Raw genomic sequence first — 21,276 nt, forward strand, 5'->3', positions numbered from 1 at the left:
CGGTTGGGACCGCGGAGGTCCTTGGAACGCGCCCGGGGAATCATGTCCCGGGCGCGCCTTCGGGGGCGCTCTGGCATTGCACCCGTGGCGGGCTCCATGTGATAGGCGCACCCCTCACCCTGGAGGAGTGATGCCGAAATGGATTGCCTGGCTGTCCTCGTGTCTTGCCTTGCTTGCCACGGGATGCATGCCATTGGAGGCGGAGGACGCGCGGGAGCCGGAGGCCCAGGCGCAGGCCCTGACGGGCACGGAGGCCATCGACTTCGCTTCCGCGAGCACGCTGACGAACACGGATGCGTCCGGCAAGAGCGGCGGGATGGCCGTGCTCAAGACAAACAGCTCGAACTGCACGGTGGGCGCGTACGCCGACTGCTATGCGCAGTACATCGAGTTCAGCCCCAGCTACACGGGCTTCCTGACCTTCAAGCTCTCCAGCCTGACCCAGGCCGCGCCCACCCCCGCGCAAGTCACCCAGCTCCAGGTGCTGACGAAGTACCAGGGGCCCGGGGTGGCCACGTCCTACTACCAGTGGCAGCTCTACCGGTTCACGACCTCCAGCTGGGTCACGCTCGCCAACTCCCAGGGGCGCGGTGACTGGGTGTGGACCCCGGCCCTGACGCTCAACCTGCCCGCCACGGAGGTGGCCGCGAACTTCGTCTCGAGCACCGGTGACATCCGCGCGCGCATCGTCAAGGGCGCGGGCACGGACGCAGCTCAGCTCGACAGCCTCCGGCTCCAGGTGTCCTGGGACATCGGCACGACGTGCACGGCTGAAACCGACGCGGCCTTCTGCTCGCGGCTGGGCGCGAACTGCGGGCAGGTGAGCGGCACCGACAACTGCGGCCAGGCGCGCACGGTCACCAGCTGCGGCACCTGCCAGAGCCCGGACACCTGCGGCGGTGGCGGCACCGCGAACGTCTGTGGCCAGGGTTCGGCCTGCACGGTGGCGGCTTTCCCCAGGGGCACCACCTGGATGTGGGACCTGGAGCACAACGCCATCCCCACGAACCTCAACGCGCAGGTCTACGTCGTGGATCTCTTCAACACCTCCAGCGCGAAGATCCAGGAGTACAAGACCGCCGGGAAGAAGGTCGTCTGCTACTTCAGCGCCGGCACCTACGAGGACTGGCGCGAGGACGCGAGCCAGTTCCCGCAGGACACGTACTGCACGCCCGGGGAGAACTGCGCCCAGTCCGTCCACATCCTGGGGGACTGGTGCACGAGCGGCGGCGGCTGTGAGTGGTGGTTGGATCACCGCAAGCAGGCGGTGCGGACGGTGATGACGTCACGCATGCAGTTGGCGCGGAGCAAGGGCTGCGACGCGGTGGAGCCGGACAACGTCGACGGCTACTCGCACGACGATGAGATCAGCTGCACCGACCAGGCCTGCTGGGGCCTCACGGCGTCCCACCAGCTCGACTACAACCGGTGGCTCGCCACCACCGCCCACTCGCTGTGCCTGGGCATCGCGCTCAAGAACGACGTGGATCAGGTCGCCTCGCTCGCGGACTCCTTCGACTTCGCCATCAACGAGGAGTGCCAGAAGTACAACGAGTGCGGTGCGTACAAGACCTGGTTCACGAACAAGAACAAGGCGGTCTTCAACGCCGAGTACCGCGTGGACTCGGGCGGGGACACCACCAACTGGACGAACTGCACGGGGACGGGGACGACCTGTGCCTGCGGTGAGAGCGGCTTCGTCCAGGGAGACCTGCGCACCCTGGTCTTCAGCACCGCGTCGGTGCGGTATGACAACGTCCAGTTCGCCTGCTGGTAGCGCGGGCGGGCCGGGGCGGTCTTCCCGTCCTGGCCTCCCTGAACGGGCGCGGCACGTCGGCGGCGTGCCGCGTCCCCGAGGCGCTACTTCGACGGCGACGGGTCCACATCCCCGGCGGAGACATCAATCGTCCCGTTGGCGGACCGGGTCTCCCTTCTTACCGGGCCGTCCGAGGTGCTGAAGCTGTAGTCGAAGCAATCCCCCAGCGACACGTTGGGCGGGACGTAGAACACGTAGAAGCAGACGGTATCGCCCCTCTCATCCACCGTCACGGTCTTGGAGGCGAGCCGGAGGGGAGGCTGCAGCGTCAGGTCCGGTGGCGTGAAGCCCTTGGGGAGGAACACCAGGGCGGTGAGCCCGCCGTTCAGCGGGGCCGAGCATTCCGGCACGTTGATGGGTTTCGTGCTGCTGCCGGCGGCGAAGTCGACGACGATGTCCAGCTTGAATGACATGCGGTTCTCCCAATTTGCCCCGGACGCGTCGCGGGGCGCCCGTCCCTCCCATTCAACCGTGATGCCGGGCTGAGCGCCGAGGAGGCCTGTATGACCGCGGCCGCCGCGGTCCCCTCCGGCGACATGTCGGCGGCATGCCGACCCGCTCCTCGCCGGGAGCGCTCTTCGCGTCCGTTCAGGGCTCGCGTCATACTCAGGGCCCTCTTCACGAGGTCCCCCCGCCGATGACCCGCGATGATGAGAAGGAAATCTGGCTCGCCATCGACGAGGGCCTCCTGCCGCGAGAACACGCGGAGGCCCTGCTGGAGGAGGCCCGGCGGCGCCAACGCCGCCCGCTGGAGCTGCTGCGCGAGCGGGGCGTGGTGTCCGAGGAGACGCTCCAGTCACTGCTGAAGGACGGCGCCACCCCGGCAGGGCCCCAGCCCATGGGGGGCTCCCCTGAAGACGAGACCGCCAGCCTCGACGGGCCCCCGGGCCTCCGGGCCCTGGCGCCGCGACAGGCCAGCGCCCCGGCCTTCCCCGTCCCGGGGTGGGAGCGCTACCAGTCCGTGCGGTTCCTGGGACAGGGCGGCATGGGGCGCGTGTTCCTGGCGGTGGATCCCCGGCTGCGCCGCCACGTGGCCCTCAAGTTCGTCCGGGACGACGACGAGGCCCTGACCCGCCGCTTCCTCTCCGAGGCGCGTGCCCAGGCCAAGGTGCGTCACGAACGCGTGTGCCAGGTGTACGAGGTCGGTCACGTCGACGGGAAGGTCTTCATCGCCATGCAGTACATCGACGGTCAGCCGCTGAGCGCCCTGGTGGGCTCGCTCACCGTCGAGCAGAAGGCCCTGGTGATGCGCGAGGCCGCCCTGGGGGTGCACGAGGCCCACCGCGTGGGGCTCATCCACCGGGACATCAAGCCCTCCAACATCATGGTCGAGCGCGCCGAGGACGGCCCGCCCCGGCCCTACGTGATGGACTTCGGCCTGGCGCGAGACTGGAACGAGTCCGTGACGGCCACCGGCGCGGTGCTGGGCACGCCCCACTACATGGCCCCGGAGCAGGCGCGCGGAGAGGTGAGCCGGCTCGACCGCCGCGCGGACGTCTACAGCCTGGGCGCCAGCCTCTACTTCCTCCTCACCGGGCAGGTCCCCATCCCGGGGGCCAACGGCCTGGAGGTGCTCAACAACATCCCCACCACGGAGCCGCGACCGCCGCGGCTGCTGGAGCCGGGCCTGCCGCCGGATCTGGAGGCCGTCACCCTCAAGTGCCTGGAGAAGGACCGCTCCGCCCGGTACGACTCGGCGCGCGCGCTCGCGGAGGACCTGGAGCGCTTCCTCTCCGGCGAGCCCGTGCTGGCGCGCACCGGCTACGGGTATGCCCTGCGCAAGCGGTTGCGCAAGCACCGGCTCCTGGCCTCCGTGAGCGCCGCCGCGCTGGTCGCCGTGTCGGTGGCCCTGGGCTGGGGCGCGCTGGAGCGCCGCGAGGCCGCCGAGCGCGAGCGGATTGCCCAGCGCTTCACCGAGCTGGTCGAGCACCTTGAGGCCATGGTGCGCTACTCCGCGCTCTCCCGTCTGCACGACACCCGCGAGGACCGCAAGGCCCTCCAGGCGCGCATGGCGGAGCTGGAGGCGGAGATTGCCCGCGCCGGGCCACGCGCCCTGGGCCCCGGGCACTACGCGCTGGGGCGCGGCCACCTGGCGCTAGGGGACGAACCGCGGGCCCGCGAGTTGCTCGAGTCCGCTTGGCGTCACGGCTTCCACGAGCCCCGGGCCGCGTACGCGCTCGCCCTCGTGACGGGGCGGCAGTACCAGCAGCAGCTGCTGGAGGCGCAGCGGATCCGCGATCCCCGGCTCCGCGAGGCCTCCACGCGCGACGCGGAGCGCCTGTACCGGGACCCGGCGCTCGCCTGGCTCAAGCAGAGCGAGGGCGCCCAGGTGCCGTCGGTGGAGTACGTGGCCGCGCTGGTTGCCTTCTACGAAGGCCGCTTCGACGAGGCCCTGGCCCTGCTGGAGGGGGCCCGGCTCCGGCTGCCGTGGTTCCATGAGCTGCCCATGCTGCGTGGGGACCTCCTGGAGGCCCGGGCCTTCAAGCGCTGGAACGGAGGGGACCCCGAGGGCGCGCGCACGGACTTCGAGGCCGGCCGGAAGGCCTACGCCGCTGCCGCCGCGGCGGCGGAGAGCGAGCCCGCCGTGTACCGGTCCCTGGCCCGGCTCGAGTCCGATGCGATGGTGATGGAGCTGTATGGGAAGGGGGACGTGATGCCCCCCTACCAGCGGGCCCTGGATGCGCTCTCGCGCTGTCTCACCGTGGTCCCGGAGGACGCCGCGTGCCTGGTGCGGATGACCCGCGTCCATCACCGGCTGGCCGAGCACCTGCTCACCCGGGGAGAGGACGGGACGGAGCCGCTCGCGAAGGCGATGGATACCGCGCAGCGCGCGAGGACGGTGGAGCCCACGCGTTCGGAGGCCACGCTCTACCTGGCGCGGAGCGTCTGGCTCCAGGCGCGCTACCGCATCGAGAAGGGCGAGGACCCCCGCGAGCTGCTCGCGAAGTCCGCCGCGTTGTTCGAGAGCATTCCCGCGGCGGACCGGGACCGGGGCTTCCACGGAGACTACGGCCTCGTCTTCAAGACCTGGGCGGACTACGAGGACCAGGTGGGGGCGGACTCCCAGGGCAGCCGCGACAAGGCCATCCGCGCCTACGAGGCGGCCATCGCGCTCGACGACCGCATCCCCGAGGATTGGATCAACCTGGGCAGCGCGCTCTTCACCCGCGCGTCCCTGCCGCACAACGCGGAGGCGGACGCGGATCTGGAGAAGGCCCTTCACGCGCTCGAGAAGGCCCGGGCCCTCAACCCCGAGCACATGGTGCCGTACTTCTACGCGGGCGAGGTCCACGCGCAGCGGGCCCGCCGGCGAAGGAATCGCGGTGAGGACCCACGCCCCGAGCTGGCGCTCGCCCTGGAGCAGTACCGGCGGGGGATCGCCATCAACCCGAGGATTCCCAACCTCCACAACGGGGTGGGCGGTGTGCTGATGCTCCGGGCCGATGATGCGTGGAACCGGGGCGCGGATCCGCTTCCCGTGCTGGACGAGGCGCGGGCCGCCTATGCGCAGGCCATGGCGGTCGCGCCGGGGCAGGGCTTCGCGTATGCGAACCTGGGCTCGATGCTCGTCCGACGCTGCACCTACATGCTCGCGCGAGGGGAGGATCCCCGCCCGAGCGGGCGCGAGGCGGAGCAGCCGCTGCGGCAGGGCCTGGAGCGGATGCCGGGGGCCGCCTGGCTGCGGGGATTGCTGGGCACGGTGTACGTCATCCAGGCCCGCTTCGAATTGGACCACGGGCGCGATCCCGGGGCCGAACTGACACGCGCCCTGAAGGAGCTGCGCGCCGCGCTGGAGAAGAATCCGCAAGACGCGGAGATGTGGCTCCAGCTGGGCAAGGCGAAAGCGATTGAAGTCCGCTGGAACGAGCAACGCGGGGCGCTGCGGGCCGGAGCACTGGAGGAGGTGGCGACGTCCTTCGAGAAGGCCATCACGCTCTCACCGGACGAGCCGGAGTACCGCCTGGAGGCCGGGCTCTTCTACCGCCACCAGGCGGAGCGGAAGCCGCGCGAGGGCGGGGAGGCCGGCCCGTGGCTCCAGCGAGGGCTGGAGCTGGCGGAGCAGGCCCTGAAGGCCCGTCCTGACTGGCCCGTGGCCCAGGCCCTGCGTGCCAGCTTGCGTCTGGAATGGGCAGACACCGCCAGTGCCGGGGAATCCGAACACTGGCGGCGTCTTGCATTGGAGGAGCTCGCCCAGGCGCTCCAGCGCAATCCGAACCTGGATTACGAATGGGGAGGCGTGCTCACCGCGGCGCGGCGTCCTGGCGTCGGCCCCTGAGCCGTGAACGCCAACCCCGTTCAGGGAAGTCGCGTAACGGCCTGGCGGGTCACGTCATGAACGTAGCGCGCTACGGGACGGGTGTGCCGTCGTCGTTGAAGCCATTGACGATATCGACACCGTCTTGAACCCCCGCCAGCAGCAGGAAGGGCACGGTCATGATGGAGGCTTCCTTGAAGCTGCGTGCTTCGAGCACATCAATGCTCGAGATCGCCCGCTTCTTGACCGTCCCGTCGGGCTTGTCGATGAGGTAAACGGTGTCCGCTGTCTCGTCCGTGGCGAGGAAACTCCCCTCGACGAGGGGGGCGCCCGTATTGGCGCTCGCGATGAGGGGATCCAATGTGGCCGACGAGTGGATCACCGCATTGAACACGCCATTCAGGACGTCAGCGCTTATGATCTGGCGCAGTTGCAAATTGGCGTTGATGAGGTCGTAGTAATAGACGACGTCGGAATCCGTGGGCTTGTAGAGCTTTCCGAGGAGCAGCTGACTGTCGGCACTCATGATGTGTTCCCCCTGGGGTATGGTCTGCGACTTGCGCTGCTTCATGCGGCGCTGTGAACACGGGGCGCAATACCCCGACTGTTCAGGTGCCTTCGATGGGTGTTGCCGAGCCTGAACCCTGCCGGACTTCCCTGAAGCAGGTCAGGGTTTGGAGCTGTTGCTGGAAGGGTCGATGGTCCCGTTGCCCGTCTTCGAGTCAGGCGCACGGCTGTCGGGCGTGATGCTGTGGGGGTTGCCGCTTGACATGACGTTCTCCAGTTCCTACCCGGGAGGATTCCGGGGGTGACGTCTGGCATTTCAAGCAGGATGCCAACCATGCAACCCCCTGCGTCCCATGGGCTTGTCACGCATGGAGTCTGTGAGGCCGGACTCGCGGTGAAGCAGCACGCCTCGCGACATGTCGCCGACGTGCCGCCGTCGGTTCAGGCGTCCTTCGGGACCAGCCCCAGCTCCTTGACGCGCCGGTTCAAGGCCCGTTTGGAGACCTCCAGGCGCCGCACCATCTCATCCAGGTTGCCCCCGCATGCGTGGAAGCAGAGGGTGAGCTCCTCCACGCTCAGGTCGCCGGCCAGGCGGATGCTGGAGCTGCGCTCGATGAGGTCGTAGATGGAGGAGCGGGCGACGCCCAGGTGGTGGGCGGCCTTCTTGACGTCCCAGTCGTGCGCGCGCAGGGCCGCGAGCAGCTCCTCCTCGCCCACCTCCGTGGACTTGCGGCGCGCCGCGGCCTCGGGCTCTGGAGCAGGAGCGGGAGTGGGAGCGGGGGCTCCGGGTAGGGGCGTCCGGTGCGGGGCGGTTTGAGGAAGCCGCAGCTCCTGGGCGAGGCGCGCGTCCAGCTCCAGGAAGGACTGGCCCCGGCTGCCGATGACGAGCTGCTTGGCCACGTTGCGCAGCTGGCGGATGTTCCCCGGCCAGGGATACAGCAGCAGGCGCACCGCCAGCGCCGCCGGCACCCAGGGCGGGGCGTAGGGGTCGCTCGGGGTGAGGAGGTGGGCCTCTCCCAGCGCCTCCAGCTCCTGGCGGGCGAAGTGGAGGAACAGCGGGCCGATGTCCTCCCGGCGCTCGCGCAGGGGCGGGATCCGGAGCTCGTAGCCGGCCAGCCGGTGGAGGAGCGGGGCCCGGAAACGGCCGTCGGCGATCTGCGCTTCCAGGTCCGCGTCCGTGGCGGCCACCAGGCGGACGTCCGTGGCCACGGGCCGGCTGGCCCCCACCGGGTACATCTCCCCGGTCTCCAGCACCCGGAGGAGCATGACCTGCACCTCCGGGGACGCCTCGCCCACCTCGTCGAGGAAGAGGGTGCCTCCCTGGGCGGCGCGGAAGAAGCCCTCGCGGTCGCGCTGGGCGCCGGTGAAGGCGCCCCGGACGCTGCCGAAGAGCTCCGCGGCGGCCAGCTCCTTGGGGATGGCGCCCAGGTTGACGCTGATGAACGGGCCGCCGCGCCGGCTCCGCGCATGGAGGGCCTGGGCGACCAGCTCCTTGCCCGCCCCCGTCTCGCCGCGGATGAGCACGGGCACGTCCACGTCGGCCACGCGCTCGATGTGCCGGCGCAGGCCATGGAGGGCCGCGCTCTGTCCCACCATGCCCAGGGAGGCGGGGGCGTGCGCTTCGGGCGGCGGGGCCAGGTGCAGCAGCAGCACGGTGCGCCCGGAGAACTCGAGCGGGACGCCCCGCGCGAGCTCCTCGGGGCCGAACTCGCGGCCGCCGTGGAGCGGCTCGCCCGCGCAGGTGCAGCGGCCTTCGTCTCCCGGGACGACGCGGACGCCTTCTCCCACCGGCACGAACAGGACGGGCTTGCGGCTCAGGAAGGGGTCGCCCAGCGGCAGCCCCAGCGGCTCACCCGGGCGGGTGAAGTCCGGGGCATTGCGCGAGAGCGCGACCTCCCTCCCGGCGAGGAGGCCCTGGAGCAACAGCCGCTCCCCGATGCGCGCGGCCGTGGGATGCGAGACGAGCGTCAACGCCGGGATGGGGCGCGCGGCGGAGCGCTGTCCCCGCGGCATCGATTCGGCGGCCGTGGAGACATCCGCCGTGGCGACGGGGGCCTGGGGATCGCGAGCACCGGGACGAGGCATTGGCGCGAATGTACCTCACCCACCCGGGGCTGGCATGTCGCGTGCTTATGCCTGACGTCGGAGCGCACGAGACGAAGTCAAGGCGCTCTTGAACAACCCCATACCCTTGCAAGGGTATCCTACCCGGAGAACCAATCCATGGCGACCAATTACCAGATCAGCATCAAGATGAGCGATGAGACCCTCACCGCGCTGACGGACGGCGGGTACTACCTGTATGGCTTCAAGGGCGTGAGCACCGCGATGAAGGGCGGGGCGCCGCTCGTCTGGTTCCAGTCGCAGGCGTACTCCCAGAGCACGGTCATCCAGTGGCAGGAGCAGTACCAGGCCTACACCTCCTCCAACGCCATCATCCCCAACGGTCAGATCTCCGCGAGCGCGGCGTACAACATCGACCTGAAGCAGACCCTGAATGTCACCGGCCAGAGCGGCATCGGGCAGGTCATCCAGGGCGGCACGCCGGGCGCCATCTCCATCGTCAACCAGACGACCCCGCCCAAGCAGTTCACGTGCGGTATCTCGCAGGTGCAGAGCATCGACGACGGCGCGTCCATCAGCACGCCCCTGTGCGCCTTCCCGCTCTACGGCACCGGTGCGGACGTCATGGCTCCCATCGAGCGCTGCCTCCTGATGTTCGCCACGCAGCAGATCAACACCGGCACGGTCATCTACAAGGCCTACAGCCAGGGCATCCTGGCGGATCTGACGGGGGCGCCGCAGCGGGTCATCTCGTTCGACATCAACAACGGCTGGAGCTGGGGCGGCGGCTCGTGGGCCAGCAGCGTCGCGCCCCAGACGGACCTCGTTCCGCTCCTCATCTCCAGCAGCACCGTCACCGCCATCAGCCAGAAGCTCGTGGCGTAGGCAGCGGTCCGAGCCTCGGGTCAGGCACGAGGAAGGGGTCCCATGCAGGAGCGAACTCTCATCCACATGGGGCTCCACCTCGCGGCGCTGGCCGTCCTGATGTGCGGCCCGGACGCGCTGGCGGTTCCGGCCAGCCCCTACCGGGTCACCCTCACGTTGAGCGAAGACACCGTCAGGGGGCTGGCGGAATCCGGCACCTTTCTCTATGGCTTCATGGCCGTCGGCGGCACGGATCAGGCAGCGGTGCCGCTGGTCTGGTTCCAGCTGCGTGACTATTCGCTCACCACGACCCTTTCATGGCAGGAGCAATGGCAGGCCTATGTCTCGCTTCATGCGGCCGCTCCGTCGCCCACGGTCAACGCCAGCGCCGCGTACGGCATCACGCCGGGCCAGACGCTTCAGGTCCAGACGCCCCAAGGCCTTGGGCAGGTCGTCGATGACGGAGTGCAGGGGGCCCTCTCCATCGTGAATCAAACGCAGGCGCCGCTCACCTGCGGCCTCTCCCTGAGGTCAGGGGGCGCCTCCGCTCCCATCGCGGCCTTTCCCCTCTACGGAAACGGGCTCCAGCTCCTGGTCCCCGTGAAGCGGGTGCTCTTGATGTTCTCCACGGTCCCGATCGAGCCGGGGACCCCGCTCCGGCGCTCGTGCGGCCCCGGGGTCCTGATGGATTTCAGCGACGCGCCGACGCGTGAGATCTCATTCGATCTCAATACCGGTTGGGATTTGAGAGGCAAGAGCTGGGCGCGGACGATCCCGGCCGGGTCGGACCTCGTCCCGCTGCTGATTGTCCAAACGGGCCCCCTGAGACCTCGTCAGCGCCCTGTGAAACCCGCTCCCGCCATCGTCCCTGCCCCATCCAAAAAACAATGACGCTCAATCCCCGGCCCGTCCCTCAGTACTCGACGGTCGCGGTGTAGGCGAAGTGGTCGGAGCCGTCCTTCGCCAGGCGCTGGGCGGGGCCGGTGCCGATGCCCACCTTGACGTAGATCTGATCGATGGGCACGCCATCCACGCCCGCCGTGCGCAGGTGGTTCATCCCGGGGATGTCCTGCGACAGCGCGCGGTTGAAGTCACCCACCAGGACGACGGGCAGCCCCCGGCCGAGCAGCTCCGCGACCACCTCGCGCACCACGGCGTTGTGCGTCCGCCAGCGCTCCTGGCGCTCGGGGTGCTCGCCGTTCCAGGCGCCGGAGATGTAGTGGGTGTTGATGAAGGCCAGCTTCGCGCCGGTCGTGAGGTTCTTCAGCACGACCCAGTTCACGAAGCGAGCAGGCGTCACGCCGGCCTCACCGCCGTGCGTGAGGCGCGAACCGTCACCGGTCTTCTCGAACTTGTTCTTGCGCCAGGAGATGGCGATGGAGTTGCGCGCGTCCAGGCGGTCCTCGCCGGGCCGGAAGTGGTTGTAGTTCTCCAGCGCCCCCAGCTTGTTGTGCCCCTCCGCGGTGTCCACCTCCTGCCAGCCGATGACGTCCGCGAGCGGCGTCATGTCCGCCTGCCCGTGCCACGTGTTGTGCGTCGCGACCGTGGTCGTCGTGACGGCGAGCGCCGTTGCCTCCTCCGGAGACGTGGAGGGCAGCAGCCCCAGGGAGAGCAGCAGGCTGAGAACAGCGGAGGACACGAGCTTGAACATGGTTCCCTCGAAGCGTGCGCCAGGCTCTTCCTGGAGCATCAGGGGAAACTAGCAAAATCAGCATTCCAAGAAAATAGAACTTGGAATGTTTCTGTGCGGAGGGCTGGGGCACAGCGCCTACGGGAGGATGAAGTCCTTGGGGCGCAGCGGCTCCGGCTGGGGCTCTCCCAGCGCTTCCAGCAGGTTGATCTCCGCCGTGCGGGCCATCGCGAGCAGCGGCAGGTCATTGGGAGCCTGTCCGAAGGGCTCCTCCAGCTCTTCGCTCAAGAGGTCCAGGCCGAAGAAGGTGTAGGCAATCATTGCCGTGAGCACGGGCGTGAACCAGCCCATGGACTCCGCGAGCCCGAAGGGAAGCATGAGACAGAAGAGGTACGCGGTGCGGTGCAGGAGCACCGTGTATGCGAAGGGCAGGGGCGTGAGGCGGATGCGCTCGCAGGCGGTGAAGACACTCATCATGGCGTGCACCCGTTCGTTCAGGGCACCCCAGGTGATGTCGCTGAGCCGGCCCTCCCGGAGCAGGCGGGCCAGCTCCAGCTGGTGCTCGCGCAGGAGGGCATTCGGGCGGTTTCCGCTGCTCAAGATGCGTGAGCGCTCCGACTCCTGGACATAGCGGCCAATGTCCTCACCAGCGTCGTGCCCCCGGAGGTGCGCGGCGAGTGCGTAGGGGAAGGCGATGGTGCGGTGCACCAGCCGCCGGGCCGCCTGTCGCCCGGTGAGGGGCAGCTCGGCGCGTCCGTCGTCCAGGAGCGCGATGGCCGCGTGGGCGAAGGCGCGCACCTCGATGATGAGCGCGCCCCACTGCTTCCGGCCCTCCCACCAGCGGTCGTAGCAGGCGTTGTTGCGGAACCCGAGGAAGATGGAGAGCGCGATGCCGAGCAGCGACAGGGGCGCCGGCGACGTCACGGGGAGCCGCAGGTAGCCCTGCTTGAGCGTCAGGACGACGAGGGACGCGAGCGCCGCGACGCCCAGCACGTGAGGCAGGACGCGCGGCAGGATGGTGCCGCGCACGACGAAGAGGAGCTTGAAGAAGCCAGGACGGGGACGGACGATCACGAGCGGGGTCTCGTGCACCAAATCCCGGCGGGTCGCAAGGGCTGTGCGGTGCTTCTGGACCCACCTTGCGGGAAGCCGCTGCTTGCCAGGGACGGTGAATATTTTCGCGGGCGGTGCGTGACAAGGAACGGCGGCGACGACGTCTACCGTTCCGACCGCACCCACCTGCTTCCCACCTGGAGTCCCATGAACCGCATCGTCCGTGCCGTGCTCGTCTCGTCCCTGTTCGCTTCCTCCGCCAGCTTCGCGCAGGACGCGGAGTTCAACATGCAGGTGGACGTCGATGACGCGGACATGCCCTCCGCCCGCATCAAGATGAAGACGACGACGAACGTGAATGGCGAGGAGACCACCACCGTGAAGGTGCGCGGCGGCGGCACCCGCATGGACGTCCAGATGACGGGGGGCACGATGGAGACGGAGAGCCATACGGAGACCACCCACACGGAGTCCCGGATGGGGCCCTCCCGGGCGGAGCGCCGCGAGGAGCGCCGGGCGGAGATGCCGTCCTCCGAGCCCTCGTTCCGTGACTGTGGCGTGGGGACGGACGAGGGCTGCACGACGCGGCGGGATGGACAGCTCCCGATGGATGCCAGCACCTGGCGCGGCTTCTACCAGTCGCTCAAGAGCGAGAACAACGAGATCGTCCGCCAGGAGAAGGCGGAGAAGATGCTCAAGCGGGTCTACCTGACCGCGGCGCAGTTCGGCATGGTGCTGGACCTCTTCAAGAATGAGATCACCCGCCTGGAGGTGGCGAAGGTCACCGCGCCCCACGTGGTGGATCCGCAGCACGCGCTGGGCTTCTCCTCCAAGTGGCGGAACTCCATCAGCGGCAGCGAGTACACCGACATCATCACCGAGTAGTCCGAGCGGCCTCGCTCGTCTCGGGTGCATCGCCGCTCTACACTGCCTCCCCTCCAGGAGGCTGAATGCACCCGAAGAGACTTCACCGGTTCCCCGCGCCCACGTGGCTCTCGCTGGCCGCGGGGTTCGTCCTTGCCTGCGCCGCTGGCTGTTCGAGCGATGACGCGGGCGTGGACGTCCCCAACCCGCTGACCAACCCCAAGGACGGGCCTCCCGCCGGCAATCCCAACGCGGAGGCCACGTGCAGCGTGCCCGCCGAGGCCGGGCTCGCGGACGTCTCCCGGCCCACCACCGTGGTCGGGACGGGGACGCCGGCCAGCTGTACCGGCGAGGCCTTCGTCCAGGCCGTGGCGAAGGGTGGGGTCATCACCTTCGACTGCGGTCCGGATCCGGTGACCGTCACGCTCGACAGGACGGCGAAGGTCTTCAACGACAAGGGACCGGACATCGTCATCGACGGCAAGGGGCTGGTGACGCTCAGCGGGGCAGGGAAGCACCGCATCCTGTACATGAACACCTGCGACCAGGCCCAGGTGTGGACGACCTCCCACTGCCAGGACCAGGACCATCCCCGGCTGACGCTCCAGAACCTCACGTTCGTGGATGCCAGCTCCAAGAGCGAGTCGGAGTACGACGGGGGCGGCGCGGTCTGGGTGCGCGGCGGGCGGGTGAAGGTCATCAACTCCCGCTTCTTCAACAACGTGTGCGCGGATGCCGGGCCCGACGTCGGGGGCGGCGCGCTGCGGGTGTTCGACCAGTACGACGACCTGCCTGTCTACGTGGTGAATACGACCTTCGGCGGCAAGGAGGGCTACGGCGGGGTCTGCTCCAACGGCGGCGGCATCAGCAGCATTGGCGTGTCGTGGAACATCATCAACAGCCTCTTCTCCCACAACCGGGCCATCGGCAACGGCGCGAATCCCGCCAGCCCGGGCACGCCCGGTGGGGGCAGCGGTGGGGCCATCTACAACGACGGCAACACGATGACGTTGTCGCTCTGCGGCACGCGCATCGAGCACAACGAGGTCAACGCCCACGGCAGCGCCATCTTCTTCGTGAGCAATGACCACTCGGGCGACATCCGCATCGACCGCTCGGTCATCCAGAACAACCAGGGCGGCTCCTGGTACGTGACCTATCCCCAGATCTCCAACCACGCGGACACCCCCATCCGCGTCACGAACTCCACGATTGAGTGACGGGTGGGATACCGGCGCGGCTCCATTCACGTTAGTCTTTGCCCCGCCGTGCCAGAAGACTGCCAACCCATTCCGGGAGGTCGCCGTGTTTCGTTCCGCGAAGAAGACTGGACAGGTCGTGCTCGCCGTCGCCGCGGGTTTTGTGATGTCGTTTGGTGCGACGCAGGCGGTTTCCAGCCCGGAAGCAACGCCCCTCATGAATGACTGCCAGGCCCGCTGCGAGGCGTCATGCCAGGAGATGGGCGCCCGGACCGGCATCTGTCAATACGACGGGAGCTGCGACTGCTACTACTGAGCCGTCTGGCCTGAGGGGCCGCGCGCATCGACGGCGGCCGCGGCCCGCTGAACCCGGTTGCTCAGAAGAGGTTCCGTCCGGCATGAAGCCAGCAACCATGACGGTCCCTCCACTTGCCGCCGCTGTCCTCGCCTCCCTCCTCGTCGGGTGTGCGGGAGCCACCGCGAACACCCGGGCTGCGCCAGGGAGCACGGTGGACTCCCTCTTCCGCGACTACGACGGCCCGGATCGTCCCGGCGCCAGCGTCGTCGTGATCCATGACGGGCAGGTCGTGCTCCGTCGGGCTTACGGCCTGGCCAGCCTGGAGCGCCGCGAGCCCGCCACGCCCGACAGCCACTACCGGCTCGCCTCGCTCACCAAGCAGTTCACGGCCACGGCCATCCTTCTGCTGGTCCAGGATGGCCGGCTCCGGCTCGATGACCGTGTGGTGGACGTGCTCCCCGGCTTCCCACCCGCCCTGCGGGAGGTCCGCGTCCACCACCTGCTCCAGCACACCTCGGGCCTCTGGGACTACGAGGACTTCGTCCCGGCCACGCAGCCGGTGCAGGTGAAGGACCGGGATGTGCTGGCCCTGCTCTCCGGCGTGGACCGCACGTACTTCCCGCCCGGAACAGCGGTGCGCTACAGCAACTCCGGCTACGCGGTGCTCGCGCTCCTCGTGGAGCAGGTGAGCGGAATGTCGTTCGCGCGGTTCCTGCACGAGCGTGTCTTCGTTCCGAGCGGCATGCGTTCGACCGTGGCGCACGAGGAAGGTGTCTCCCAGGTGCCCCACCGTGCCTATGGGTACGCCGTGGGCCCGAGCGGCTTCGTCCCCAGGGACCAGAGCCCCACCAGTGCCGTCCTGGGGGATGGCGGCATCTACTCGTCCGTGGTGGACCTGGTGGCGTGGGACCGGGCGCTGGATTCGGAGGCGCTGCTCCGCGCGGAAACCCGGAAGCAGGCCTGGACGCCGCCGACGCTTCACGGCACGTCCTCGCGCTACGGCTTCGGCTGGTTCGTCGATGACGACGGAGGGCGGCAGCGGCTGTCACACCACGGTGAGACGTGTGGCTTCACCAACGCCATCGTGAAGTATCCGGAGCAACGTCTCACGGTCATCGTCCTGACGAACCGCGCGGGCGGCGCACCGTGGACGCTGGCCCAGGGCGTCGCGGACCTGTGGCTGCACAGGCCCGCGAAGGACGGGCCGCCCACGAACCGCCCCTGGCCGTTCGAGACCCTGCCCAACGCGCACTGAAGGGGGGCCTTGGGCTGACTTCGGAGCCATGCGCGCATGGCTGGGGGGCTTCGTGGCATTGCCTTGTGGCGCGAGCTGCTTCAACGCCGCGGGTGCGCTCCGCTGTGAAGCAGCGCAGCGGGGCTCGGCCTCCAAGCCTTCGCCTTGAGGAGCCCCAGCCTGGGGGCGTTCAGGGACGCACTGGAGCCCAGAGGGCGCTGTGGGCCTCCGGCGCGTCCGGGGACGCTTCCGCCGTGTAGAAGTAGGCCGCGACGGTGGCTCGACCCCGTCCCTCCGGGCACGCCAGCGCGGAGGGGTGGCCATGCCAATGCGTGTCTCCATGCGCCATCACGACCAGCCGGTCGAGGACCGGAGCGATGCGGGCCTCGCAGCGGGTGAGGTCGGCACTCCACAGCTCCAGGTCTCCGCCCCAGGCCGGGTCCCAGCCCGGGTTCAGGTAGTACAGGACGGTGAGCCGCCGGGTGAGGGCACGGGTGCGATCGCGGTTGAAGTCCGCGTGAAGCGCCAGGTGGCCCCCGGGCAGCGTGAGGTGCAGCCCGGCGCCGCGGAAGTGCGGATCCGCGATGAGGCCCTTGATGCCGGTGAGGGTCTCCAGGAAGTCGAGGAACGACATGCTCGAGAACTCCGAGAGCAGGTGCCGGAGCGCCCCGTGCACCCCTTCGAACGCCTTGCGCTGGAGCTGCCCCAGCCGCGCCGCCTGTTCCGGATGATCCCGCCGCAGCCAGGAGGCCCCGGTCGCGCCCGGAAAGACGCCGGCCAGTCCCGTCGCCAGCCGCTCGCCCAGGAAGCCGTCGATGACGACGTGCGGATGGGGCCGGGCGGTGCCGTAGGTGTCACGATGCGCCAACGCGAGAGGGCGGAGCGCCGTCCGGCTGAGGAAGAAGCTCGGCCCCAGCAACGGACCTTCTTCGAGGGTTGCGACGCTCACGGGACCTCTTCGCTCGGGTTTCCGGCCGTCGATGATGGCATGCGCGCGGAGCGCACGTCTCCTCCGGCCTCACCCGGGGGCGCCGCCTTCGGTCTCGAGGAGCGCAGCGAGGAACAACGCATACGTCAGCTCGGCGACCGGCCGTCGCTCCCGCCGGGCCTGGAGGCGCAGCGCCTTGGGCAGGGAACAGGCCTTGCCCCGTTCACCGTCGCGCAGCTGGACGTAGCCACGCGGGGAGTAGCCCAGCACCTGCCAGCCCATTGCACACAGCGCCCGGCTGAGGTCGTCGGTGAGCTGGTGGTGGATGGCGCGAGCGATGGGGACGGGACGGAAGCGCTCGCTCGACCAGCCTTCCGTGTCCTCGCGCCAGCCGCGCGCGCGCAGGTAGTTCACCTTGCGCGCGAGCGACAGTCCGCCGACGTGACGCTCGAGCTTCATGGGCCCTCATGCCTCGCGCTGCCATATTCCACACACACGCCACCGCCCCCAATCCGATGGGTAGGGCAGGCCCAATTCATTACATGCGGCCTCCACCACAAAGGAGACTCACAATGGCTGACGCCACCCGATTCGCATTCACCCAGCCCAGCTCGCCTGGGGTCGAGTTCATCATCGAGTTGACGGATGACGCGACGATTGCCCATGCGCGGCGAATCCTTTCCGGAGAAGAGAAGAACGAGATTCACGTCCACGGGCGCATCATCAAGCGGACCGTTCCCTACAATCCGAAATTCTCGTTCCACCTCGACCCCATGACCATCCGTTTCTTCCAGATGGCCATCGAGGTATGCGACGCCAACATGGTCTACGTCGAGGACCATCTGGACGAAGCCGGCGGCGCGTTCCTGCCCGGTGGTCACTGGTGCCCGTGGGACTCGAGGCTGACGCGCGAACTGAAGGCGTGAGCGGCGCGCCGCGGCTTGCGCTTCTGCTAAGTCGGGACGAAACGCCCCGGAGGTCTGAAGCGCATGGCCACGAAGAGCCGAGTCCCGGAGACGATCGACGCCTACCTGGCGGACCTGGAAGACCCCAAGGTGAAGAAGACCCTGGGCGCCCTGCGGACGCAGCTCCGGAAGCTGCTCCCCAAGGCCACCGAGTCGATCAGCTACCGGATGCCCACCTTCAAGGTCGACGGGGACGCCGTGGCGGGCTTCGCGTTCTTCAAGACCCACTGCGGCTACTACCCCTTCAGCGGCAGCGTGGTGCCGGCGCTGAAGTCGGAGCTGGACGGGTACGCCACTTCGAAGAGCGGCGTCACCTTCCCGCCAGACCAGCCGCTCCCGGCGAAGCTGGTGAAGACGCTGGTGCAGGCGCGGCTCGCGGAGATCGCCACGCGCGGGAAGATGCCCGCGGCCGCGAAGAAGGGGAATGCGCAGGCCCGAGGCAAGCGGGTGGTGGGCAAGACCGCCACCGCGGGCTTCCAGGTGGGCGTGGTGCGCACGCTGCCCATGACCGCCCCTGCGCTATGGGATTGGGTCACGACCCAGCCGGAGCGCTGGCTGGGCCCGGGCGCGACGCTGACGGCTGAACCGGGCGGGCACTTCGAGGTCCCCAAGCGTCGCGGATCCCCCGGCGTGCGCGGCGAGGTCCGGGTGGTGAAGCCCGGGCAACGCCTGCGCATGACGTGGCAGCCCGACGGCTGGAAGAAGCCGGCGACCTTGCAGCTCACCCTGACGCCGAAGGCGCGGGGCGCCTCCCTCCATGTGCACATGGAGAAGCTCCCGGACGCGGAGGCTCGGGAGGCCATGCGGGAGCGCTGGTCGAAGGTCCTCTCCCAGGCCGTGGACTGAGGGCGTCTGGGATTGCAGAGGCTCAGCGCGCGCGCGCAGGCTGTACCTGCCCCGGAGCGTCCCGGCCCGTGGAGGCCGGGGCCTTCCGGGCGAAGCGCTGGCGGTAGTAGCGCGTCCACAGATTGAGCCCCACCACGCCCACCACCGTGGGCCCCAGGAAGATGGCGAGCTGCAGGCCCTCGACGCCCACGTGCCTGGCGTTCACCACCAGGGCGGCGGTGATGGTGCCGATGCCCGAGGCCACCATGGCGCCCATGTGCTGGAACCACCAGTGCATCCGCTCCTGGGGCGGCCGCATCCAGTACCAGAGCCCGGTGAGGCCGGAGAAGATGCCCACCGGCGCGAAGCCCCACAGCAGCGGCACGCCCATCCGCAAGCCGTACGCCTCGGTGAAGAGCCCCAGGCACAGGAGCAGCGCGGACAGCCCCACGTCCAGCGGGTGCTTGCTCGCCCCCGTGCGCGTCTTCGTCCGCAGCACGCGCACCCCCATGGTCGCGGAGGCCGCGCTCAGCACCGCGATGTAGACGAAGAAGAGGGACATGGGCTGCTCGCGCGGCGCCTGGAGGAAGCGCCATCCGGAGATGATCAACGCGGACAGCGCGGCGGAGATCATCGCGCCCACGTAGACCCAGCCCACGCGCCGGTGCAGGGTGCCTCCCTTGCGCGCCACCAGGGGCAGCCAGAGCGTGACGAATGCGACGACGCCCGAGGCGATGTGGAGCCAACGGGCGAGCAGGTAGAACGACATGGATGCCTCCGGCGTGCTGCGAGTCCGAAAAGCACCGTACGCGCTGTCGCGTGTGCCTCCATCTGGCGGAAGTCATACGGCCCGCATGTGACTTCCGGCACATGGCCCGTCCGCCACGGGTGTCCTAGGGTCTCCCGCCATGCCCGAGCAGTTACCCGTGGCCAGGCCCGACACCACCCATCGCCTGCTGCTCGTCGCAGGCATGCTGACCTGGGCCGTGGTCGGCTTCGCGCACCTGGAGGACCTCGCGCGCGAGCCCGCGCGGTGGACGGCCCCGGACACGCTGCTGTGGGCCGTCGCGCTCCTCGCCTTTGGCGGGGCCTTCTGGCGCCAGGCGCATGAACAAGGCAGGGGAGAGGTGCCGCTGCTCGTCGTGCAGACGGTCGCGGCGCTCGTCTGCCTCGCCACGGGGGAGAGCGGGCTGGACGGCGCGCTGCTCGCCATCACCGCCGGGCAGGTCCCGGAGATCCTCCTCCAGCGCCGGGCGCTGGCGTGGGTGGGGGCCCAGGTGGGAGGCATGTTCTTCGTGTTCGCCGTTCAGTACCCGCCCGTCCAGGCCCTGGTGCAGTCGCTCATCTACACCGGCTTCCAGGGCTTCACCTTCGGCACGGCGCTGGTGATGGTCCGCGAGGCGGAGGCCCGCCGCGAGCTGGCCCGGGTCCACGTGGAGCTGCAGGCCACCCAGGTGTTGCTCGCCAACCGCGAGCGCGAGGGAGAGCGGCTGCGCATCGCCCGCGAGCTGCACGACTCCGTGGGCCACCACCTCACCGCGCTCAGCCTCAACCTGGAGGCCGCCGCGCACACCGCGAAGGACCCCGCCTCCACCGAACACCTGCGCCGCGCCCGCGAGGCGGCCCGCACGCTGCTGTCCGAGGTGCGGGGGACGGTGACGGCGCTGCGCGATGCGCCCATGCCCCTGCTGCCGTCGCTGCGAGCGCTCGCGGAGGGCGTCCCGGGGCTCGCCGTCCACCTGGAGGTCCCCGAGGCGCTCGCCCTGGAGTCCTCCGAGGCGGCGCACTCGCTCTTCCGCTGCGTGCAGGAGGTCCTGACCAATACGCTGCGCCACGCAGGGGCCCACAACCTGTGGATCGCCATCGTGCCCACGGAGGACGGCGGGATGCGGGTACACGCACGGGATGACGGGCGCGGCGCGGCGCGGGTGACGCCGGGCTCGGGGCTCATGGGCATGCGGGAGCGGTTCACCCGGCTGGGCGGCCGCGTGGAATGGCGCTCGGCGGCGGGGCAGGGGCTGGAGCTGGAGGCATGGCTGCCGGCCACGCCGGAGCGCGGGGGGGGCACGTGAACGCCATCCGGCTGGTGCTCGCGGATGATCACGCCCTGGTGCGCCAGGGGCTGCGCAGCCTGCTGGAGCTCACGCCCGACCTGCGGGTGGTGGGGGAGGCCGCCGACGGCGAGGAGGCGCTGCGCAAGGTCGCGGAGTTCAACCCGGACGTGGTGCTGATGGACGTGCGCATGCCGCGCATGACGGGGCTGGAGGCCCTGCGCGCGCTGCGCCGCACGGATCCGGAGCGGCGCGTGGTGCTGCTCACCACCTTCGACGAGGACACCGCGCTCATCGAGGCGCTGCGCGCGGGAGTGCAGGGCTTCCTCCTCAAGGACGTGTCCCTGGAGGAGCTGGCGGAGGCCATCCGGCGCGTGGCCTCCGGACAGACGCTGCTGCCCCCCGGCATCGCGGAGCGCGTGGCGCGAGGCATGGCGGAGCTGCCCCGCGACTTCCCCCACGCGGACCTGCCGGAAGGACTCACCCGCCGCGAGGTGGAGGTGCTGCGCCTCATCGCGCGGGGGCTGAGCAACCGGGAGATCGCCGACGCGCTGGGGACGGCGGAGGGGACGGTGAAGAACCAGACCTCCAGCATCCTCTCCAAGCTGGGCGTGAGGGACCGCACGCGCGCCGTGCTCCGCGCCATGGAGCTGGGCTGTCTCTAGCGCTGCGTCCGTTCGAAGCGGAGGCCACCGAAGCCGAAGCCCGTCACCGGTCCGGTGG

The 21,276-nt window shown here is 69.6% G+C and carries 19 protein-coding genes; 11 read left to right on the forward strand and 8 right to left on the reverse strand.

The features are described 5' to 3' along the window. Nucleotides 1–187 precede the first annotated feature (187 nt). Nucleotides 188–1,777 (forward strand): endo alpha-1,4 polygalactosaminidase, encoded by a 1,590-nt coding sequence (locus AABA78_RS37515; RefSeq protein ID WP_338270315.1) that lies wholly within the window; start codon nucleotides 188–190, stop codon nucleotides 1,775–1,777. Between the two features lie 83 nt (nucleotides 1,778–1,860). Here the strand turns inward: AABA78_RS37515 and AABA78_RS37520 are convergent, their stop codons facing one another. Continuing rightward, nucleotides 1,861–2,229 (reverse strand): hypothetical protein, encoded by a 369-nt coding sequence (locus tag AABA78_RS37520; RefSeq protein ID WP_338270316.1) that lies wholly within the window; start codon nucleotides 2,227–2,229, stop codon nucleotides 1,861–1,863. A 224-nt stretch (nucleotides 2,230–2,453) separates the two neighbouring features. Between AABA78_RS37520 and AABA78_RS37525 the strand changes: the two genes are divergently transcribed. Next, nucleotides 2,454–6,092 carry a protein kinase domain-containing protein gene (locus AABA78_RS37525; RefSeq protein WP_338270317.1) on the forward strand — a complete coding sequence of 1,213 codons (3,639 nt, stop codon included), beginning with the start codon at nucleotides 2,454–2,456 and terminating at the stop codon, nucleotides 6,090–6,092. Between the two features lie 70 nt (nucleotides 6,093–6,162). On the opposite strand, the gene AABA78_RS37530 is transcribed toward AABA78_RS37525, so the two are convergent. Both AABA78_RS37530 and AABA78_RS37535 read right to left on the reverse strand, forming a co-directional pair. After that, a complete protein-coding gene (locus AABA78_RS37530) occupies nucleotides 6,163–6,642 on the reverse strand; it encodes a hypothetical protein (RefSeq protein WP_338270318.1) in 480 nt (159 codons plus the stop codon). Between the two features lie 377 nt (nucleotides 6,643–7,019). Further along, on the reverse strand, nucleotides 7,020–8,663 hold the full coding sequence (locus AABA78_RS37535; RefSeq protein WP_370469506.1) for a sigma 54-interacting transcriptional regulator: 1,644 nt from the start codon (nucleotides 8,661–8,663) through the stop codon (nucleotides 7,020–7,022). Nucleotides 8,664–8,801: 138 nt separating this feature from the next. Between AABA78_RS37535 and AABA78_RS37540 the strand changes: the two genes are divergently transcribed. After that, the gene (locus AABA78_RS37540; RefSeq protein WP_338270320.1) at nucleotides 8,802–9,527 is read left to right on the forward strand and encodes a hypothetical protein; all 726 of its coding nucleotides are present in this window, start codon (nucleotides 8,802–8,804) and stop codon (nucleotides 9,525–9,527) included. 42 nt (nucleotides 9,528–9,569) lie between these two features. Further along, nucleotides 9,570–10,397: a hypothetical protein gene (locus AABA78_RS37545; RefSeq protein ID WP_338270321.1), complete on the forward strand. Its 828-nt coding sequence runs from the start codon at nucleotides 9,570–9,572 to the stop codon at nucleotides 10,395–10,397. 22 nt (nucleotides 10,398–10,419) lie between these two features. On the opposite strand, the gene AABA78_RS37550 is transcribed toward AABA78_RS37545, so the two are convergent. Together AABA78_RS37550 and AABA78_RS37555 are read right to left on the reverse strand one after the other, a co-directional pair. After that, nucleotides 10,420–11,157: an endonuclease/exonuclease/phosphatase family protein gene (locus AABA78_RS37550; RefSeq protein ID WP_338270323.1), complete on the reverse strand. Its 738-nt coding sequence runs from the start codon at nucleotides 11,155–11,157 to the stop codon at nucleotides 10,420–10,422. Nucleotides 11,158–11,274: 117 nt separating this feature from the next. Beyond that, a complete protein-coding gene (locus tag AABA78_RS37555) occupies nucleotides 11,275–12,210 on the reverse strand; it encodes a bestrophin family protein (protein ID WP_338270325.1) in 936 nt (311 codons plus the stop codon). Between the two features lie 186 nt (nucleotides 12,211–12,396). Between AABA78_RS37555 and AABA78_RS37560 the strand changes: the two genes are divergently transcribed. The 3 genes from AABA78_RS37560 to AABA78_RS37570 all read left to right on the forward strand — a co-directional run bounded on the left by AABA78_RS37560 (nucleotide 12,397) and on the right by AABA78_RS37570 (nucleotide 15,805). Further along, nucleotides 12,397–13,074 (forward strand): proline and serine-rich protein 1 family protein, encoded by a 678-nt coding sequence (locus AABA78_RS37560; RefSeq protein ID WP_338270326.1) that lies wholly within the window; start codon nucleotides 12,397–12,399, stop codon nucleotides 13,072–13,074. Nucleotides 13,075–13,139: 65 nt separating this feature from the next. Next, nucleotides 13,140–14,273, forward strand: coding sequence for a hypothetical protein (locus AABA78_RS37565; RefSeq protein WP_338270327.1), 1,134 nt, complete (start codon nucleotides 13,140–13,142; stop codon nucleotides 14,271–14,273). Between the two features lie 488 nt (nucleotides 14,274–14,761). Beyond that, complete coding sequence (locus tag AABA78_RS37570; RefSeq protein ID WP_338270328.1) at nucleotides 14,762–15,805, forward strand: serine hydrolase domain-containing protein; 1,044 nt, start codon at nucleotides 14,762–14,764, stop codon at nucleotides 15,803–15,805. 169 nt (nucleotides 15,806–15,974) lie between these two features. Here the strand turns inward: AABA78_RS37570 and AABA78_RS37575 are convergent, their stop codons facing one another. Together AABA78_RS37575 and AABA78_RS37580 are read right to left on the reverse strand one after the other, a co-directional pair. Then, the gene (locus tag AABA78_RS37575) at nucleotides 15,975–16,733 is read right to left on the reverse strand and encodes a 2OG-Fe(II) oxygenase (RefSeq protein ID WP_338270330.1); all 759 of its coding nucleotides are present in this window, start codon (nucleotides 16,731–16,733) and stop codon (nucleotides 15,975–15,977) included. 69 nt (nucleotides 16,734–16,802) lie between these two features. Then, the gene (locus tag AABA78_RS37580) at nucleotides 16,803–17,171 is read right to left on the reverse strand and encodes a hypothetical protein (RefSeq protein ID WP_338270331.1); all 369 of its coding nucleotides are present in this window, start codon (nucleotides 17,169–17,171) and stop codon (nucleotides 16,803–16,805) included. 113 nt (nucleotides 17,172–17,284) lie between these two features. Here AABA78_RS37580 and AABA78_RS37585 point away from each other — a divergent pair, with 113 nt between their 5' ends. After that, a complete protein-coding gene (locus AABA78_RS37585) occupies nucleotides 17,285–17,638 on the forward strand; it encodes a BP74-related protein (RefSeq protein ID WP_338270332.1) in 354 nt (117 codons plus the stop codon). Nucleotides 17,639–17,701: 63 nt separating this feature from the next. Beyond that, nucleotides 17,702–18,523: an SRPBCC domain-containing protein gene (locus AABA78_RS37590; RefSeq protein WP_338270334.1), complete on the forward strand. Its 822-nt coding sequence runs from the start codon at nucleotides 17,702–17,704 to the stop codon at nucleotides 18,521–18,523. Between the two features lie 22 nt (nucleotides 18,524–18,545). Here AABA78_RS37590 and AABA78_RS37595 read toward each other — a convergent pair whose 3' ends face one another. Then, a complete protein-coding gene (locus AABA78_RS37595; protein ID WP_338270335.1) occupies nucleotides 18,546–19,271 on the reverse strand; it encodes a DUF2306 domain-containing protein in 726 nt (241 codons plus the stop codon). A 139-nt stretch (nucleotides 19,272–19,410) separates the two neighbouring features. Here AABA78_RS37595 and AABA78_RS37600 point away from each other — a divergent pair, with 139 nt between their 5' ends. Continuing rightward, the gene (locus AABA78_RS37600; RefSeq protein ID WP_338270337.1) at nucleotides 19,411–20,574 is read left to right on the forward strand and encodes a sensor histidine kinase; all 1,164 of its coding nucleotides are present in this window, start codon (nucleotides 19,411–19,413) and stop codon (nucleotides 20,572–20,574) included. Next, nucleotides 20,571–21,218 carry a response regulator gene (locus AABA78_RS37605; protein ID WP_338270339.1) on the forward strand — a complete coding sequence of 216 codons (648 nt, stop codon included), beginning with the start codon at nucleotides 20,571–20,573 and terminating at the stop codon, nucleotides 21,216–21,218. The genes AABA78_RS37600 and AABA78_RS37605 overlap by 4 nt, the downstream gene beginning before the upstream one ends. The last annotated feature ends 58 nt before the right edge of the window (nucleotides 21,219–21,276 follow it).

This window comes from Corallococcus caeni (assembly GCF_036245865.1).
Taxonomy (GTDB): Bacteria; Myxococcota; Myxococcia; order Myxococcales; family Myxococcaceae; genus Corallococcus; species Corallococcus caeni.